Here is a 16663-nt window from a genome sequence, read left to right on the forward strand (position 1 = left end):
GTACCTGATACGCTGAGTTACGTGAACACCGCCACAGGCCGCCAGGCCGCCTCGAATCCGGCGACGCCCGCGGACGGCCGCTCGGCCCGCTGGGACCGTCACCGGACGGAACGCCGCCGGGAGCTGATCCGCGCGGCGCGGCACGCGGTACACCGGCTTGGCCCCGACGCGTCCATGGAGGAGATCGCGGCGGCGGCCGGGACGTCCAAACCCGTCTTCTACCGCTACTTCGGTGACAAGGCCGGCCTGCAGCGGGCCATGGGCGAGGTGGTGATCGGCCGGATGCAGGCCCGGCTCCAGGAGGCCGCCGCCACAGCGACGACGGCCCGGGAGGGCCTGCACGCCATGGTGTCCGTCTACCTGCAAATGGCCGAATCCTCGCCGCACGTGTACGCGTTCGTCACCCGCGCCGCGCCGTCCGAGCCGCCGGCCGTTCCGCCACCCGGTCGGGACGATGCGCGGCCGGCGGCCGCACCGGAGGACGGCAGTTCCGCCGTCCTGCAGGACTTTTTCGCCAACGTCACCGCCATGATCGAGGCCCCGCTGCGCGACCACCTGGCCGCGGCAGCGGGGAATGCCGCGGAATTGGCGGCCGCATCCTACTGGCCCCGGGCCGCCATCGGCATGGTGCGTGCGGCCGGTGAATGCTGGCTGGCGGCTCCCGCCGATGAAACCAAGCCGAGCCGGGAAGTCATGACGGGCCTGCTCACCCAATGGCTGCTGGGTGGCGTCGCACCGGACAACGGAGCTCCCGCAGCGGGCTCCGGGCCACCCGGCCGTTCCCACAACACTCCGGGCATGGACTGACCGCCCGCACCCGGCCGCCCCGCCGCCTTCCCCGGCCCCACCGACACACACCTGACGACCGAAGGAACATCCGATGACGTATACGCCCGCCCTGGAAACCCCGGAACCGGTTGAAGACAACGGAGCCACCGTGGATGTGGCCGAACTCGGCCGGCTCCTGCTGGGCCGCTGGGCCGACATCCGCCAGGCGGCACGCGACCTGGCCGGCCGCCCGGAACTCCACCGCATCGGCGGGCTGACGATGGAGGAGCACCGGCAGCGGGTCTTCGGGCAGTTGAAGTACCTGGTGGACACCGGCGCCGTGCACCGTGCCTTCCCCGCACGGCTCGGCGGCGAAGACAATCACGGCGGCAACGTGGCCGGTTTCGAGGAACTCGTCACCGCCGACCCCTCGCTGCAGATCAAGGCCGGTGTGCAGTGGGGCCTGTTCGGCGCGGCGGTGCTGCACCTGGGCACCCGGGAACACCATGACCAGTGGCTGCCGGACATCATGAGCCTCAAGACGCCGGGCGCCTTCGCCATGACCGAAACCGGCCACGGATCCGACGTGGCAAGCATCGCCACCACCGCCACCTACGAACCGGCCACGCAGGAATTCGTCATCCACACACCCTTCCGGGCCGCGTGGAAGGACTACCTGGGAAACGCCGCCAACGACGGCCTGGCCGCGGTGGTGTTCGCGCATCTCATCACCCGGGGCGTCGACCACGGCGTCCACGCCTTCTATGTGCCCATCCGGGACGAACAGCACAACTTCCTGCCCGGCATCGGCGGCGAAGACGACGGTTACAAGGGCGGGCTCAACGGCATCGACAACGGCCGCCTGCACTTCGACCATGTCCGCATCCCGCGCACTAACCTGTTGAACAGGTACGGCGACGTGGCCGAGGACGGCACCTACACCTCCCCCATCGCCAGCCCGGGCCGCCGCTTCTTCACCATGCTGGGAACCCTGGTGCAGGGCCGCGTTTCGCTCGACGGCGCCGCGGTGGCCGCCAGCAAGGTAGCCCTGGCCATCGCGGTGCGCTACGGCACCGAGCGCCGGCAGTTCAATGCGTCCTCGGACACCTCCGAAGAGGTCTTGCTGGACTACCAGCGCCACCAGCGGCGCCTGCTGCCGCGGCTGGCCACCACCTACGCGGCGTCCTTCGCGCACGAACAACTGCTGGAGAAGTTCGACGACGTGTTCTCCGGCGCCCACGACACCGACGAGGACCGGCAGGACCTGGAAACCCTGGCCGCCGCCCTGAAGTCGCTCAGCACGTGGCACGCGCTGGACACCCTGCAGGAATGCCGGGAGGCCACCGGCGGGGCAGGGTTCCTGGCCGAAAACCGCTTCGCGGCGCTGCGCGCCGACCTGGACATCTACGCCACCTTCGAGGGCGACAACACGGTGCTGCTGCAGCTGGTCGCCAAGCGGCTGCTCGCGGACTACGCCAAGGAGTTCCGCCACGCAGACTTCGGCGTGATGGCCCGGTGGGTTGCCCACCAGGCGGCCGACGCCACCTTCCACCGCACCGGCCTGCGCCAGGTGGCCCAGACGTTCGCAGACAGCGGCTCGGAGCGCAAGAGCGCCAACTACCTGAAGGATCCGGAGTCGCAGCGCCAGCTGCTCACCGACCGGGTCTCCACCATGGTCGCCGGCATTGGCGGCGCGCTCCGCAATGCCACGAGGCTGCCCCAGGCGGAGGCCGCGGCACTGTTCAACGAACACCAGCATGAGCTGATCGAGGCCGCCCGCGCACACGCGGAACTGCTGCAGTGGGAGGCCTTTACCGCCGCACTCGGGCAGATCGACGACGACGGTACCCGCCAGGTGCTGACCTGGTTGCGGGACCTGTTCGGCCTGTCGCTGGTGGAGAAAAACCTGGGCTGGTACCTCATGCACGGGCGGCTCTCCGCCCAGCGCGCCCGCATCCTCGGGGGGTACATCAACCGTCTGCTGTCCAGGCTGCGTCCGCACGCCCTCGACCTCGTGGACGCCTTTGGCTATGGGCCTGAGCATCTGCGCGCGAAGATTGCCACCGGCGCAGAGCAGGAACGCCAGGACGAAGCCATGGCCTATGCCCGCTCGCGGCGGGCCAGCGGCGACGCCCCAGTGGACGAGAAGGTGCTCGTCGCCCGCCGGAAGGCCGCCGAAAAGCTCGCCGCGCGACGCCAGAAGGCGCCGGCAAGCAGCTAGGCGAACGACGGCGGGGCCCAGGCCGGAGGCGATCCGTTTCGCCACGGCGGGCACACCGCCGTCGTCAGCGGGTATCCCCCCCGGGCGACACGGCCCACCCGTGACGGCCGCCGCCGTCGTCAGCGGGTTAAGCCCGGGCGACACGGCCCACCCGTGGCGGCCGCCGCCGTCGTCAGCCCAGTTGGAGCGGCTAAGATTTTCTGGGCCCGCTTTTCCCTTCCGCGGGCGGAAAGCACAGCATGTCCTTCACCCAGAACGCCCTTGCCCGCTGGCAGGAGCTGCAGGCCTTGTCCGCGACGCCGGGCCTCAAGCTCGCCGCCGCCAGCCCGTGGGTGCCCGCGCTGTTCCGGACCGCTTTCACGCGCTCCCGGCCGCAGCTGCCGCTGGAGGAGTTCCACCGCAACACCGACGCCATCCTGGCCGAGCTGCGGCGCGCCGGGGTGCCGCTGCGGGAGGATTGGTCCGCCCGCCAGTACGCCGACGACTGGGTGGCCCGCAGGTTCCTCTCCCGCTTGCGCGAGGGCGGGCGGTTCGTTTACGAGCCCACCGAAGCGACAGTGCGCTTCCTGGAGTATCTGGACGGCTTGACCGGAGCTTCCTCCTCCCTGAACAGCTCCCGCCTGGCCACGCTGCTCACCCGGGTCGAGGCCCTGGCCCATGAGACCGATCCCGACCCCGAGGCGCGCATTGCCGTGCTCCGGGCCGAAATCGCCGAACGGCAGGAAAAGATCCGCGCGCTGGAAGCAGGCGACGCGCCGGCGGCGGTGCCCGCAGCCGCGGCGGCGGAGGCGGCACGCGACATCCTGGCGCTGGCGGCCGGGTTGCCGGCCGACTTCAAGCGGATGCGCGACGGCTTGGAGCGCATGCTGCACACGCTGCGCGCCGAAATCGTCGAGTCGAATGCCACCAAGGGCATCACCATGGGCGAGGTGCTCGACGCCGACAAACGGCTGCGCGGCACCAGCGAAGGCCGGACGTACGAGAGCTTCACGGCGTTCCTGAACGACGAGGACCAGCAGCAGCGTTTCCGCCAGGCGATCGCCGACGTGCTCGAGCGGGACTTCGCCGACGGCCTGGAGCCGGAGGACCGGAGGGCCCTGCAGCAGCTCATGCCCCAGTTGCGGGCGCAGGCGGCCGAGATCCACCGCATCTACGGGCGGCTCTCGGAGAGCATGCACACCTTCGTGCAGTCGGACGACTACCGCGAATCGGTCCAGCTGCGCCAGGCGATCCGGGCTGCCGAGGCGGCGATCTTCAAGTCGCGGCACAGCCTGCCGGGCCGGCGTGCGGTGGTACCGGCGCCGCAGTTGTACGGCTCCGGCTTCGAATCGGTGAGCATGATCCGGCTCTACGACCCGCAGGATCACCAGGCGCCGGCGAAGTTGCCGCCGCCGCCCGAGTTCACCGAAGCGGACATCCGCCGCGCGGTACGCACGCCGCAGGCTGACGCCGAGGTGCTCTCCCGTGCGGTGCGCACCGCCGTCGAAGCACGCGGGCCGGCGCCGTTGTCGGCGGTCTACGACCAGCTGGAACCGGAACACCGGCACCTGAACAGCCTGCGCTGGCTGCTGCACCGGGCCTTGAATACCGGCGGCGTGCTCGATCCGGATGCGACCGACAGCGTGACCCTGATCCAAATCGACGGCAGCGAACGAACCGCGGTGCTGCCCGCCGTCACTTTCACGAAAGCTGCAGACTAATGAACGAGTTGACCGAGGACGAGTTGACCGGGGTTTCCGCCCATCCGTCCGCAGGGCCCGAGGACGCGGCCGCACCGGAGGAGGCGGATCCCGCCCAGGCTGCCGGGCCGGAGGAGGCGGATCCCGCCGAGGCTGTAGAGGCGACCGCCCGCAACGAGATTGTGGACGGGCCCGAACTCTTCGACGGCGATACCGGCAAGCTTCCCCTGAAGCTGCGCCAGGCCCTGGTCCGGCTGCTGCGCGGCCCCTACCTGCACGCCGGCTCCACGGACCGGGTCTACGACACCGTGGTGGAACACCGCCGCGTCCTCGCCTCCCGGCTCAGCGAGCTGTTCCTGCAACTGATCATCGACGAAGACCGCAAGGTCGCCATGCTGCGGCCGGTCCCCATGGCCGAACCGCACACCAACGCCCTGCAGCGGCAGCGGGAGATGACGCGCGAGGAGACGCTGCTGCTCCTGCGCATGCGGCTCATCCAGGATCGCCACGCCGGCACCGGGACGGAGCCGCTGATCAGCCGGGACGACGTGATCGACGTGCTGCAGGACTACGTGGACCCCGAACAGCACGACGCCAAACACGTCGAGGACCTGGCCGATGCCTCCATCCGCAAGCTGTCCAACGAGCGCCGGCTGCTGGAAGCCACCGAACTTTCGGACGTGTGGGTCATTTCCCCGGCCCTGCCGCTGGCCTTGCCCTTCGAGAACATCGGCGACATTCCGGCGGTGATCGGCTCGCTGGCCGGTACTCTCCCGCCGGCAGGCGAGGCACCGGAGACCGACCAGTTGGCTGTCGACGGCGAGGAGGCCTGACATGAGCATCGAGACGATCCTGCCCCTCGACGGGCTGCTCAATCCCGGCCAGCACCGCCTCAGCCGCGTGCAGCTGGTCAATTGGGGCACCTTCGACGGCTCCCACACCATCCGCGTGGACCGCGCCGGAACGTTGCTGACCGGCGGCTCCGGGGTGGGCAAGTCCACCATCTTCGACGGCATGCTGCAGGTGCTGGACGCGCGGCCGAAGATGAACGAGGCCGCCCAAACCAGCGCCGGCAGCGCCGCCGAGGAACGGCGCACCGCGTTCAGCTACATGCGCGGACGGCTGGGCGCCACCCCGGCGGACGGCGACGGTTCCCGGAACGCCACGTTCTACCAGCGTCCCGGTGCCACCTGGTCGGCGGTCTGCCTGACCTTCGACAACGCCCTGGGGCAGACCACCAGCCTGTCCGTGCTGCTGGACCTGCCGGCCAACGGGACCGAACACAATGTGGGCCGTTTCTATGTGCTGCATAACAAGGCCCTGGACATTCCCGCCCTGGAGGCCCGCATGCTGGGCCGGTTCAGCAAGACCTCGCTGGAGGCCCTGTTGCCGGGCAGCCAGGTCTTCGATTCGCACAAGGCTTTTGCCGAGCGATTCCGGCAAGCGCTGGGCATCGACCAGGAAAAGGCCTTCGGCCTGCTGCGGACGCTGCAGACGGGCAGGGGCCTGGGCGGCACCGTGAACGACTTCTTCCGCAACCATGTGCTGGACACGCCCCGGACGCTGGCCGCCGCGGAGGAGGCCGTGGAAGACTTCAGCCACCTCAGCAGCATCAGGCGGCAGCTGGAACGCGCCCGGCAGCAGCGGGACCTGCTGGCCCCCGTGCCCCGACTGCATCGGGAGCTGCAGCAGGCGCAGGCCGGGCTGGAGCGCAACCAGGTGTTGGCGGACGAGGCCCTGCCGCTCTACCGGCGACGTTTGGCGCTGGACTGCCATGGCCGGCAGATCGACCGGCTGGAAGCGGAAGCAACGGCGGCGACGGCCGCGCTGGCAACCGCCGAAGCGGCACGCGACGGGCTCCGGGAGAAGGCGGCGTCGCTCAGGGCGCGCTACGGCAGCGAAGGAGGCTCCGCCGTCGCCACCCTGGAACGGGAGCTGGCGGCGGCCCAGGCCGAGCTGCGGGCCCGCCAGTCCGTCGAAGATGCCCTCCGGGGCGAGCTGGCGGCTGCCGGGATTGAAGCAGATTTCAGTCCCGCCGGCCTCGCTGCCGCGCGCAGCCGTGCCGCCGTGCTGGCCAAGGACCTGGCCAAGGAGGCCGAGTCGGCCCGCGAACGGAGCAACGATGCCCAGGGCGAGGCTTGGACCCTCAAGGGCCGGATCCGTGCGCTGGAGGAAGAAATCGAGTCCTTCCGGCGCCGCACCAGCAACATCCGTCCCGACAGCCTGGAGCGCCGCCGGCAGATCTGTGCCGCCACCGGCATCGCGGAAGAGGAACTTCCGTTCGCCGGCGAGCTGATCGACATGGCCGCCGCCGAGGCCCGCTGGCGCCCGGCCGCCGAACGCGCACTGCGGTCGCTGGCCGCCGCAATGCTGGTCCCGGGCGACCGGATGAAGGCCGTCACGCGCTACCTGAACGAGCACAATATCTGTGGCTTCCTGCGGATCATCGACGTCAGCGCCCCGCTGGACGGAAAGGCCGACGCCGGCGACGATGACCTGGTCACCAAACTGGTCACCAAGGACACCGCCATGGGGCACTGGGTCCGGCGCAAGATCACGGCGCACTACGACTACGTCTGCGTCGACGACCCGGACGAACTGGCACACGTCGCCCGCGGCGTCACCCTGGGCGGCGCGGTAAAGCGCAGCAGCAGCACCACGGAAAAGGACGACCGGCACACCGGGGCGTCCGATTATTTGCTCGGCTTCGACAACCAGGACAAGATTGCCGCCCTCGCCGCGCGGTTGTTGGAACTGCGCGAGACGTACGGCACTGCGGATGCCGAATCCGCCGAACGCGCCCGCGAGCAGCAGGATCTGGGCCGCCGGCTGGCCGCAGCCAAGGCCGTGGCGGCCGACACCCGCGACTGGGAGGAGGTTTCCGCCGAAGCACACGCCGCCGCCGTGGAAGCGGCGGCGGAACGCCTGGAGCAGGCCCGGGATGCCAACGCGGACTTGGAGCAGCTGCGGTTCGAGCTGGAAACGGCGGAACTGGACCTCACGGCCGCCACGGAGAAGATCGGTGTGCTCAAGGGCGACGCCGCCCGGTTGACCGTCGAACTGGACGCCGCGCGCAGTCGCCGGGACACCCTGGCCGCCACCGGTGAGGCCGCCGGGCAACTGACGGACGAACTGGCCTCCGAGCTGGATGCCCTCTTTGCCCCCCACGGGGAGATCACCGACCTGGCCTTCCTGAGGGACGTCTGCACCCGGATCGAGCGCGCGCTGCTGGAATCCCGCGGCCTGCTGGAGCGGACCAGGCTGGAGGCCGGCAACCAGCTGGTGAAGATCTTCGAGTCCTACGGCAGGCAGTGGGGCTCAGACCGCGGCACGTCGCTGGAGGCCGCCGCCGACTACGAGGCGCGCTACCACGACATCGTGGGCGAAGGGCTGCCGCAGCGGGAGGCGGAATTCCGCGAGTACTTCAACAACCGCACCTACGAACGCTTCAGCGACCTGCTCCAGTTGCTGGACGAAGAACGCCGCAGCATTGCGTCCCGCCTGCAGCCGCTGAACCAAATCCTGCGGCGCGTGAAGTACCACGAGGACAGCCACCTGCAGATTGAGATCGCCAACGCGGTGCCGGACGCGTCGCACAAGTTCCGCACCGACCTGAAGAACGCGCTGCCGGTCATGGGCAGGCGGCAGACCGCCGAGGACATGGACGCCCGCTACCTCGCCCTGGAGCGGATTGTGGAGAGGCTGGCCTCCGAGGACGAGCGCCGCTGGCGCGCCGAGGTCCTGGACGTGCGGTCGCACGTGGACATCACCTGCACCAATCTCCTGGCGGACGGCCGCGCCTACACCAACCTGCAGGCCAGCCTGATGTCCGGCGGCGAGGGCCAGCGCTTCACCGCGTTCATCATGGCGTCGGCGCTGGCCTACCAACTGGGCATCGCCGGGCAGGGCTTCAGCACCTTCGGCACGGTGATGATGGACGAGGCCTTCGTGAAATCATCGCTGGCGTTCGCCGAGGCCAGCATCAACGCGCTGCACGAATTCGGTTTCCAGCTGCTGTTGGCCGCCCCCGAGGACAAGGTGGACCTGGCCCGCTTCCTCGGTTCGGTCACCGAAGTCCTGCGCGATGAATCCGCCAACCGGTCGGGCATTCTGGAACGAGGCCACTCCCTGGCGCGGCCGGTGGACATCGTGTTGCGCTGATGGGTTGTCCCCGGCCGCCCTCGATGAACGCCTTCCGTCTGGCCTCCATCAACGCACTCCCCCGGGCGGGCGGGCGTCGCGCCGCCGTATACTTTTGAGCATGCCGATCACGCACCTCAACCGTGGCCTCTACGTCCAGCAGTCCGCCGTCGAGCAATGCGGAGGCGATCTGTGAGCGGCGGTCTCGTCGCCCTGCTCGACGACGTCGCAGCCTTGGCCCGCATCGCGGCCGCCTCGGTGGACGACGTCGCGGCTGGCGCCGCCAAGGCCGGGGCCAAGGCCGCCGGCGTGGTGATCGACGACGCCGCCGTCACCCCGCAGTATGTGTCCGGGGCGGACCCGTCCCGCGAACTGCCGATGATCAAGCGCATCTTCTGGGGCTCGCTCCGGAACAAGCTGCTGATCATCCTGCCGGCGCTGCTGCTGATCAGCGCCTTCATCCCGGGGGCGATCCCGTTCATCCTCATGCTGGGCGGCACCTACCTCTGCTACGAGGGCGCCGAGAAGGTCTGGCACAAGCTGCGCGGCCACCACGCGGCCGAAAAGGCGCCGGCGGTCGAGCGGGGTCCGGAGGCGGAGTCCAAGGTCGTCAAGGGCGCCATCACCACCGACTTCATCCTGTCCTGCGAGATCATGGTGATCTCGATGAACGAGGTGGGCGACGCCTCCCTGTGGGTCCGGGCGCTCATCCTGGTCGTCGTGGCGATTGCGATCACGGTGCTCGTGTACGGCGCCGTCGGGCTCATCGTCAAGATGGACGACATCGGCCTGCACCTGACCACCAAGGACTCCGCGGGCTCGCAGCGCTTCGGCGCGCTGCTCGTCAAGGGCATGCCCGCGGTGCTGGCCGCGATCACCTTCGTCGGCACGATCGCGATGCTCTGGGTCGGCGGCCACATCATGCTCCAAGGGGCATACGACCTCGGCTGGCACGCTCCCTATGACCTGGTCCACGTCCTCGAGGGCCCGTTCGCCGGGATCCCGGTGGCTGGCGGCTTCCTGGCCTGGCTCGTGAACACCCTATGCTCGGCCGTCCTCGGACTCGCCTGGGGCCTGGTCGTCATGGCTATCCTGCACCCGCTGCTCAAGGTGCTGCCGTTCGGCAAGAAGAAGGACGGGCACGAAGAGGGCGACGCCCGCGCCGCCACAGCAGGCCATCGGCCGCCGGGACGCGACGCCGATCCCGCCCCCTGATTCATAAGCTGCCGGGTAGCCTGTTTCCCCGCCGAATACTGGCCTTGGGCCCGCGCAGCGGCTCTTCCATAGCGGTCCCACTCTTGAGGAGTGGGACCGCTTCCGCATTCAGAGATGCTCTACCGTGAGCGGATCGCACGTGACCAAGTCAGCGTCCATCGGTCAACATCGACCGGAGTTCGTCTGCCTGGGCAGCAATGGCCCGCCGCTGGTCTCGAGTAAATCTTCTGGCCTGCACGTTCAGGACGGCGAGGCTGCGATCTTTTCCCACCCCCAAAAGTTGACCCACGCGACGGGTTGCTTCGTCTATGTCCTCTGAATCCTCAATCACCTGAAAGACCTCGTCGCGTCGATCCATTGCATCCAGCAGCGCCTCGAGGGTCATCAAGTGACCCCTCGTCTGCTCCTCCTCATTCATGCGGCGATTCTCCCACGCCGGGAAGAACTACACCCTGCGATGCGGCAAGGGCCGGATTAACAGGCCTGGGACCACTTACAGCCGCACCGTACGCTGGGCAGGCATGGAAGGCACCGCCCCCCCTACAGGCCATCACCGCCCCTTCAGGCGCACGTATGAAATGACGTGTACCTCAGGCCCGTCGTCTAAATCACGTTCACGAACGATGCGACACCGCCCTAGCTTGGGCCGCCCCTGTGTGGCCTGAGGAAAATGGCGACGTTCTACGATCGCTTAGTGTCACTCTGGGGCGAATGGGACGCAATGAGAGCTCCGGCTGCGGCTTACTGGGCAAGCATGCCCCGCTCCACGAGGAGGCGGATGTGTTCGGGTGGTTCACCGGTGAGGTAGTCCGCCGCCGCCGTGAGGAGGACCGGGTCGTTCCTCAGGTAGCCGATGCCCGCATTGCACGGTTGGCAGAGCAGCCCCCTGATGCACTTACCACAGGTCCGATCCCCCGGGCAGCAGTCGTGATCGTGGTCGAGCACCAGCACCTTGTGGATGGTCGGGGTTTTTTTGCAGAGGTGGCAGAGTCCTCCCTGGACTTCCACCAAGGCCAGAAACTGTTCATGGCTGATCCCGAAGCGCGCTTCACGGACCGACTGGGCTCCGCACTCCTTGCAGCGTCCGACGAGGCAGTCCTTGTACCCGGCTGCGGATGTGAACTCGCTCTCCAGCAGCCAGCGTTCGCAGTCGATGCACTTCTTCCTGCCGGACTCGTCGCGCACGGTGGAGTCGGACTTCGGCCGCCGCGGCTCGAGGATCGTCATTTCGCCCTTGCGGCGGTACTGGGAAGCGTGCGAATCACAACAGACAATCGGCACCCTTTGCTTGGCGGGCCGCCCGCACTTTCCGTCCACGATGCCGGGCGCCTGGCAGGTAAGCCCGACCATGGTGGAGCCGCCCCGGGCTTTCTTCGAGCCGACGGGTGTGAAGGGCTTGCCCTTTGTGAACTCCCGATAATGCCACGTGCAGTAAAGCCCTCCCTCCCCTGAGCGTTGGTAGGCCGCTTCGGCGCAGTCCTCGACCGTACACACTGGCCAGGTGATGGCGGCAGCCACGGTGGCCTTGACGACCTGTTCCGCGAGAGCACGGATGTGTTCGGGTCGTTCGCCCGTCAGGTAGGTCGCCGCCGCCACTAGGAGGACTGGGTCGTTCCGCAGGTAGCCGATGCCGGCGTTGCAGGGCTGGCAGAGCAACCCCCGAATGCACCTACCGCAGGTCCGGTCCCCCGGGCAGCAGTCGTGGTCGTGATCCACAACCAGCACCCTGTGAATGGTCGGTGGCTTTTTGCAGAGGTGGCAGACGCCGGTCTGGGCTTCCACGAGGGCAAGAAACGTCTCCTGGTTGATTCCAAAGCGAGATTGACGGCTCCGTTGGGCTCCGCACTCTTTGCAGTTCCCGACCCGACCGTCCCGGGTGTTCTTGGTGGGTGTGAACTCGCTCTCGGGCAGCCATAGTCCACAATCGATGCATTGCTTCCGTTCGAACTCGTCGCGCACCGTGCTGTCCGACCTAGGTGGCCGCGGCGCCAGGATCGTCATTTCGCCCTTATGGCGGTACTGGGCACCGTGCGCGCTGCAGCAGATAATTGGGACCCGTTGCCCGGCGGGACGCCCGCACTTTCCGTTTACCAAACCCGGTCCTTGGCAGGTCAACCCGGCGAGCACCGATCCACCTCGGGCGGACCGTGTGCCGGGTGGGGTGAACGGCTTGCCGCGCTGGTACTCCTGGTAATGCAAGGCGCAGTACAGGCCCGAGTCGCCTGAGCGGCTGCATGCTTTGCATTCGCAGCCGTTGACGGTGCAGACTGGCCAATTTTCGAGGATGGCCTTGAGCGCTTCTTCCATGTGCGCATACTAGCGACCGGCTCTGTCGCTTTGGGCGGACAGGCCGATCAGCCACATCGGGCGCCCTCTGGACGTAATCCGGCCCAAGGCGTAAGGCATCGTCTGACCACCGCCAAAACGGCCCGGAACCTCACATCAGCTTGGTCTGTCTCCGACGGCAGCCAGGGCTGCGGTCTGCTTCGGAGCAAGGATGCCGCGGCGGCAGGCGGTGCGCTGGCGGATGAGCCAGGCGGCCAGCGCCCGTTCGGTCGCGTCCGCCGCTGGTTCCAGATGCGGGCCGGAGCCCGGAAAGTCCGTACCCTGCCTGTCTCGGGGTTGAGGGTGCGTCGCTACGTCCTACAAAGGTGCCAGTTGCGGTATTAATAACCACATCGGCACCACGTACAAGAAATCGTGCCTTATCAATCCGATTACCACCGATGGGCTTGAATCAATCCGCAGTGCACCGGCGACGCCTTGGACCGTCAGCGATTTGTGATTACTTGGTGTCGCCAAATAAGGCGTTGGGTTGCCATGTATCAGGCCATGGAAGTCATATCCCCCCCCCATCCTGACCGATCGTCTCCCCACACGTCTTGGCGAGGATCTCGTCTGCTAGCGTGACGTACCCCTTTTTTCCCGTCGAGATATAGGATGTCGGATATCTGGTTGAACGATTGTCTCGCCGTGCAGAGGGCACTTTCTGGGGGTTCATGTGCGTTTTAGGTTGGCTGTCCCCGCGGCGTTGATGAGCCTAGTGCTTGGAGGATGCGGCGCCGCTGCGGAGGCCGAACCGGAGCACAAATGGTCCGGTTCGTTTCAGGTCACGCTCAACGAGGAAACCACGGCAAGCTTCCTCGACGGCTACTCTTTCCAGGTCGATCTGAGCCTGGACCAACCGATGCGTGACCACTTCAATGTCGTAGATGCGGCTGAGCTAGGTATGACCGAGCTCTCCTACAACGTGCCCAGCTTCGCTACGGTTCAAAGCACCACGGAGGGTGACCGCGAGATGCCTTTCGGAATGCTAGCGACCCTGCGTGTGCACGGCACTTTCGATGCGGGCTCTACCGTCTGTTCCACCTTTGCCTCGCCTGCATCCCCTTGCATGCTGCTGCTTAGCAGCATCGGACTTCAGGATTTCGAGGGGACGGAGGTCCTCATGCACGATTACCGCGAAAAGGTGGCGTTTGGCAAAGAGCCCCTGACCTCGCGATCTCACGGACTTATCAAGCCGGAAATAACGGTGCCTACCGAGGACGTCGACGCGCTGCTCGAGGAGATTTACGCGGTCGAGCGGTTGACTGTGACGCTGTTCGATGACGGGGCGGGCCTGGAGATAGATCCGGCCTGTCCCTTGAGGGAAGACCACGGAGCCCCGAAGTACGAGGAGTACCTCGGCATGCTGGACATTCCGTGCGGCGCATCGCAAACCGACTGACACCTTCTGCTGGGCTGGGCAGGAACGGCTACATGGGCAGGTAGAGTCTGCGGCATGGGAAACATGAGACCGGCGCCGGTGATCAATGAAGCTGTTGTGAATCGCTTTCGTCGCGATGCGGAACCCGCGAGGCCTACGCCGCTTGTACCGGAACCCGGGATGGAACCGCCGCTTCCTTCGTACCCACGCTCCGAAAAGCCCCTTCGCCAGCAGAGCCTCGAAACTGTCGAAAAGTGGCCAAAACTGGACGTAATCGGGTCGGTGCTAAGTCCGGAGCTGCGGCATGCAAGGATCTCGGAGACTTTCACCGTGGGCGATCAGTTCTTGGTTTTCACCGGACGTGGGAAGGCTACCGACGGAACTCCGTTCAATCACGTGGAAGTCAGGGCCGCCAGCGGTGAAATCCTGCGCAAGGTCGAGTTGCCCTACCAGGGCTACCTGAACTCTCTCGCAGCCGACTGCGTCATCGCGCACCAAGACGAAATTGCACGAGTCTACTCACCTGATGCCACCCTCGAAGGCGCCTTCTCATTCAAGGATTTGCCCGAAATTGGCGTCGCCAAGAGTCTTCACGATCAGTTTTATCGAGATCAGGATCTTCCCTTTTCAATGCCGCGAAAGGATGTCCGTCCCCGTTGTGTGACCGCAAGCCTTACACGCCGTTTACTTGCCGTCACCATGGTGGACCACGTGTTCGTTTACGACTTTGACGGGAACGTCTTAATGGCCGCCAGCCTCCCTCGGACTCCGTCACGTGAGGACTGGGTTTACTTCGTGCGGTTCAGCCGGAACGGAAGCTCGCTGTACGTCGGTGGCTACTCGGGCTTGGTCGTAAGAGTGGATCTCCAAGGAGTTGTTCAGGACACATGGCGGCTTGGACAGGCCCCGTGGAGGGCAGTCGAATGCGAGGGCGGACTATCAGGTATCACTTCTGCCCACAGTGCGTTCCGCTTGGAGTCGGGCGGTGTGATTCACCTTGAGCCGCCTGCCACGCTCCCCGTCGGGGAGATGATCGGTAGCTTCATGGTCTCGACTGAACGCAAGGAAATTGCGGTCTTCGATCTTGGCTCACTATCCGGGTTCCGCGTGACACTCCCCCAGCCGCGAACAGCCTGTTACTCGGAGAATGGCCGACTAGTATTCGAGACGGCTACTAAGAAGTTCATTTTAAAGGACTAGGTACCAACTGCTGTTGCCAACGACTTAGCGGCCGTAGGAGTCTAGGAATGACTCGGTCTCCCGCTCGCCTAGAGTTCGAAAACAGCATTCGGGTCTTCCATGGCGCGCCTCAGCTCTCCAAGGTTGCCGATGCCAGCGAGGGGTGAAGTCTGCGCAACTTCGACAATGCCTCCGACAATGGTCTGCATTGCCGCGACGTCGCGAGACTCGAGCGCCAAGTCCAGGCTTTCGAACAGCGACTTGTTTGTCTCGCGGCGCTCTTCAAAGATCCGGTCGAAGTACTCCCGCAAAGTCTCCTTATAGGCCTGAATCCGCTGGACCTCAGTCTCGCGATATGTCCTGAGCTTCTCTCGTTTGGTGCTTTCGGACTGGTGGACCTGGACCATCTCGCGCACACCGTCCACTAGATGGATGAGTGCGCCCAGCGCATCGGTTTGGGTGGACTATGTGAAGCCTCAACCACGTTCCCCGAGAGAGTCTCCCCCTTTAGGACGTTCTTCTGATCAGGCATCCGCCGTCTCCGTATCTGCATCTCGGTACTTGAAGGTGAGCTGTTCGGTGTTCGCGTCCAAGGTGCCGTGCTTGTCAACGATCGGTGCTGCTACTACATCCCCCACCGAGGTGACGAGCACCAAAGCCGTCTGGAGCCGCTCCTCGTGAGAGTTCATATTAAAGGGCTCGGATTCGAGCAGGTCGAGAGCTTTCGCTGTCCGAGACACCAGCATGGTCAGGACGTCGCTCAGCTCGCGTGCCCGTTTTCGCACCCCACGGAGGACTTCATCACGTTCATCCAGTCGCGCAACCTCAGATTCCACTTCCGCACAGTGCGCGTCCGCCGCGTTCTGGGCCTTTACTCCCTAACCTTTAACTGCGAGGCCGGCGAACAAGAGACCGGAGCCCGCAGCTGCGACATTGATAGCAGGTCTGCCCAGCTTTCCGCCCCAACCACCGGAAGCTTCGCTTCCGCCGCCGAAAAATGCGAGCATCGCTTTCTCCTGAACCGCCCCATTGAGGGCGACCAGCGGGGTCCCTGTGCTGGCTTTGGCCCAACGTTTCGCTGCCGCGGGAAGGGCTGCGCGGGTCGTGCGACTTGCGGCTAATGAACCGAAGAGGCCAAAGGCCCAGCCGGCGACGTCCGAGTTGAGCTTAGCCATTTCCACTACCGGCTTCGTTGGACCGTCGACTCCGTCTAGGATGAAGCACGCTTTCACCCGGACCTGCTTGTCCTGACGCTCAAGGAAGGCCCGCATCCGGAGGATGACATCCCGAAAGCCGATCCTGCGACCGGCGTCCTGATTCGCTCCGTTGACGATGCCGCCGGAGCCATAGCAGAGAGTGTTCGCGGCGTCTGCAATCAAATTTCAAGGCGCACCTAGGTTCTTGGCTTCCGCGCGATCTCCGCGGCCGTACATCAGGTCACAGCGAAGTGCCCTACCGACTCTCAGCAGGCATCGGAGGAGACCACACGATTGACGACTTCATCGAAGGCTTCGGAAGACAGACAGAAATGGACCGCGGTCATCACATGCATGAGCAATGGGCCGGAGGATGTGCCGGGCGCCGCTAGAGGTTAGCCAGTCAGGAACGCTTGCGTGAAAACCGAAGGAGCCTTGCCTCACGTTCGCGTCGCTCGCGGCGAATCTCCTTCACCGTCTCTTCGAACGGTTGCTTGAGTTCAGCCTCACGCGCTTTTCGTCGAGCCTCCACTATCTCGGGAGCGAGACTTATCGGTCT

At 66.1% G+C, this 16663-nt stretch carries 13 protein-coding genes; 8 read left to right on the forward strand and 5 right to left on the reverse strand.

Translation table 11 applies throughout. From position 1 onward, the window contains the following. The first annotated feature begins 21 nt into the window (after window positions 1-21). The 6 genes from AC5RUH_RS03205 to AC5RUH_RS03230 all read left to right on the forward strand — a co-directional run bounded on the left by AC5RUH_RS03205 (window position 22) and on the right by AC5RUH_RS03230 (window position 10023). Window positions 22-807 carry a TetR/AcrR family transcriptional regulator gene (locus AC5RUH_RS03205; RefSeq protein ID WP_494127861.1) on the forward strand — a complete coding sequence of 262 codons (786 nt, stop codon included), beginning with the start codon at window positions 22-24 and terminating at the stop codon, window positions 805-807. Between the two features lie 73 nt (window positions 808-880). Then, a complete protein-coding gene (locus AC5RUH_RS03210) occupies window positions 881-2989 on the forward strand; it encodes an acyl-CoA dehydrogenase family protein (protein WP_494127862.1) in 2109 nt (702 codons plus the stop codon). A 239-nt stretch (window positions 2990-3228) separates the two neighbouring features. After that, on the forward strand, window positions 3229-4689 hold the full coding sequence (locus AC5RUH_RS03215) for a DUF3375 domain-containing protein (RefSeq protein WP_494023098.1): 1461 nt from the start codon (window positions 3229-3231) through the stop codon (window positions 4687-4689). Then, complete coding sequence (locus AC5RUH_RS03220; RefSeq protein ID WP_494127863.1) at window positions 4689-5501, forward strand: DUF4194 domain-containing protein; 813 nt, start codon at window positions 4689-4691, stop codon at window positions 5499-5501. The genes AC5RUH_RS03215 and AC5RUH_RS03220 overlap by 1 nt, the downstream gene beginning before the upstream one ends. A 1-nt stretch (window position 5502) precedes the next feature. Next, on the forward strand, window positions 5503-8829 hold the full coding sequence (locus tag AC5RUH_RS03225; protein WP_494127864.1) for an ATP-binding protein: 3327 nt from the start codon (window positions 5503-5505) through the stop codon (window positions 8827-8829). Between the two features lie 171 nt (window positions 8830-9000). Next, complete coding sequence (locus AC5RUH_RS03230) at window positions 9001-10023, forward strand: DUF808 domain-containing protein (protein ID WP_494049963.1); 1023 nt, start codon at window positions 9001-9003, stop codon at window positions 10021-10023. Window positions 10024-10171: 148 nt separating this feature from the next. On the opposite strand, the gene AC5RUH_RS03235 is transcribed toward AC5RUH_RS03230, so the two are convergent. Both AC5RUH_RS03235 and AC5RUH_RS03240 read right to left on the reverse strand, forming a co-directional pair. Continuing rightward, a complete protein-coding gene (locus AC5RUH_RS03235) occupies window positions 10172-10441 on the reverse strand; it encodes a DNA gyrase subunit A (RefSeq protein WP_494127865.1) in 270 nt (89 codons plus the stop codon). Window positions 10442-10764: 323 nt separating this feature from the next. Then, window positions 10765-12330, reverse strand: coding sequence for an endonuclease VII domain-containing protein (locus AC5RUH_RS03240; RefSeq protein ID WP_494127866.1), 1566 nt, complete (start codon window positions 12328-12330; stop codon window positions 10765-10767). A gap of 727 nt (window positions 12331-13057) precedes the next feature. On the opposite strand from AC5RUH_RS03240, the gene AC5RUH_RS03245 reads away from it, so the two are divergent. Then, complete coding sequence (locus tag AC5RUH_RS03245) at window positions 13058-13750, forward strand: hypothetical protein (protein ID WP_494127867.1); 693 nt, start codon at window positions 13058-13060, stop codon at window positions 13748-13750. Between the two features lie 54 nt (window positions 13751-13804). Next, on the forward strand, window positions 13805-14929 hold the full coding sequence (locus AC5RUH_RS03250) for a YncE family protein (RefSeq protein WP_494127868.1): 1125 nt from the start codon (window positions 13805-13807) through the stop codon (window positions 14927-14929). A 68-nt stretch (window positions 14930-14997) separates the two neighbouring features. Here the strand turns inward: AC5RUH_RS03250 and AC5RUH_RS03255 are convergent, their stop codons facing one another. The 3 genes from AC5RUH_RS03255 to AC5RUH_RS03265 all read right to left on the reverse strand — a co-directional run bounded on the left by AC5RUH_RS03255 (window position 14998) and on the right by AC5RUH_RS03265 (window position 16287). Beyond that, window positions 14998-15324, reverse strand: coding sequence for a hypothetical protein (locus AC5RUH_RS03255; protein ID WP_494127869.1), 327 nt, complete (start codon window positions 15322-15324; stop codon window positions 14998-15000). 108 nt (window positions 15325-15432) lie between these two features. Then, the gene (locus AC5RUH_RS03260) at window positions 15433-15693 is read right to left on the reverse strand and encodes a hypothetical protein (RefSeq protein ID WP_494127870.1); all 261 of its coding nucleotides are present in this window, start codon (window positions 15691-15693) and stop codon (window positions 15433-15435) included. A gap of 93 nt (window positions 15694-15786) precedes the next feature. Further along, window positions 15787-16287: a hypothetical protein gene (locus AC5RUH_RS03265; protein ID WP_494127871.1), complete on the reverse strand. Its 501-nt coding sequence runs from the start codon at window positions 16285-16287 to the stop codon at window positions 15787-15789. Window positions 16288-16663 lie beyond the last annotated feature (376 nt).

It is taken from the genome of Arthrobacter sp. Y3223166, from assembly GCF_059090935.1.

Excerpts from the sequence above, each read along its gene's own strand:
- AC5RUH_RS03210 (WP_494127862.1), top strand. The coding sequence starts at position 881 with ATGACGTATACGCCCGCCCTGGAAACCCCGGAACCGGTTGAAGACAAC.
- AC5RUH_RS03215 (WP_494023098.1), top strand. The coding sequence starts at position 3,229 with ATGTCCTTCACCCAGAACGCCCTTGCCCGCTGGCAGGAGCTGCAGGCC.
- AC5RUH_RS03220 (WP_494127863.1), top strand. The coding sequence starts at position 4,689 with ATGAACGAGTTGACCGAGGACGAGTTGACCGGGGTTTCCGCCCATCCG.
- AC5RUH_RS03225 (WP_494127864.1), top strand. The coding sequence starts at position 5,503 with ATGAGCATCGAGACGATCCTGCCCCTCGACGGGCTGCTCAATCCCGGC.
- AC5RUH_RS03235 (WP_494127865.1), bottom strand. The coding sequence starts at position 10,441 with ATGAATGAGGAGGAGCAGACGAGGGGTCACTTGATGACCCTCGAGGCG.
- AC5RUH_RS03240 (WP_494127866.1), bottom strand. The coding sequence starts at position 12,330 with ATGGAAGAAGCGCTCAAGGCCATCCTCGAAAATTGGCCAGTCTGCACC.
- AC5RUH_RS03245 (WP_494127867.1), top strand. The coding sequence starts at position 13,058 with ATGAGCCTAGTGCTTGGAGGATGCGGCGCCGCTGCGGAGGCCGAACCG.
- AC5RUH_RS03250 (WP_494127868.1), top strand. The coding sequence starts at position 13,805 with ATGGGAAACATGAGACCGGCGCCGGTGATCAATGAAGCTGTTGTGAAT.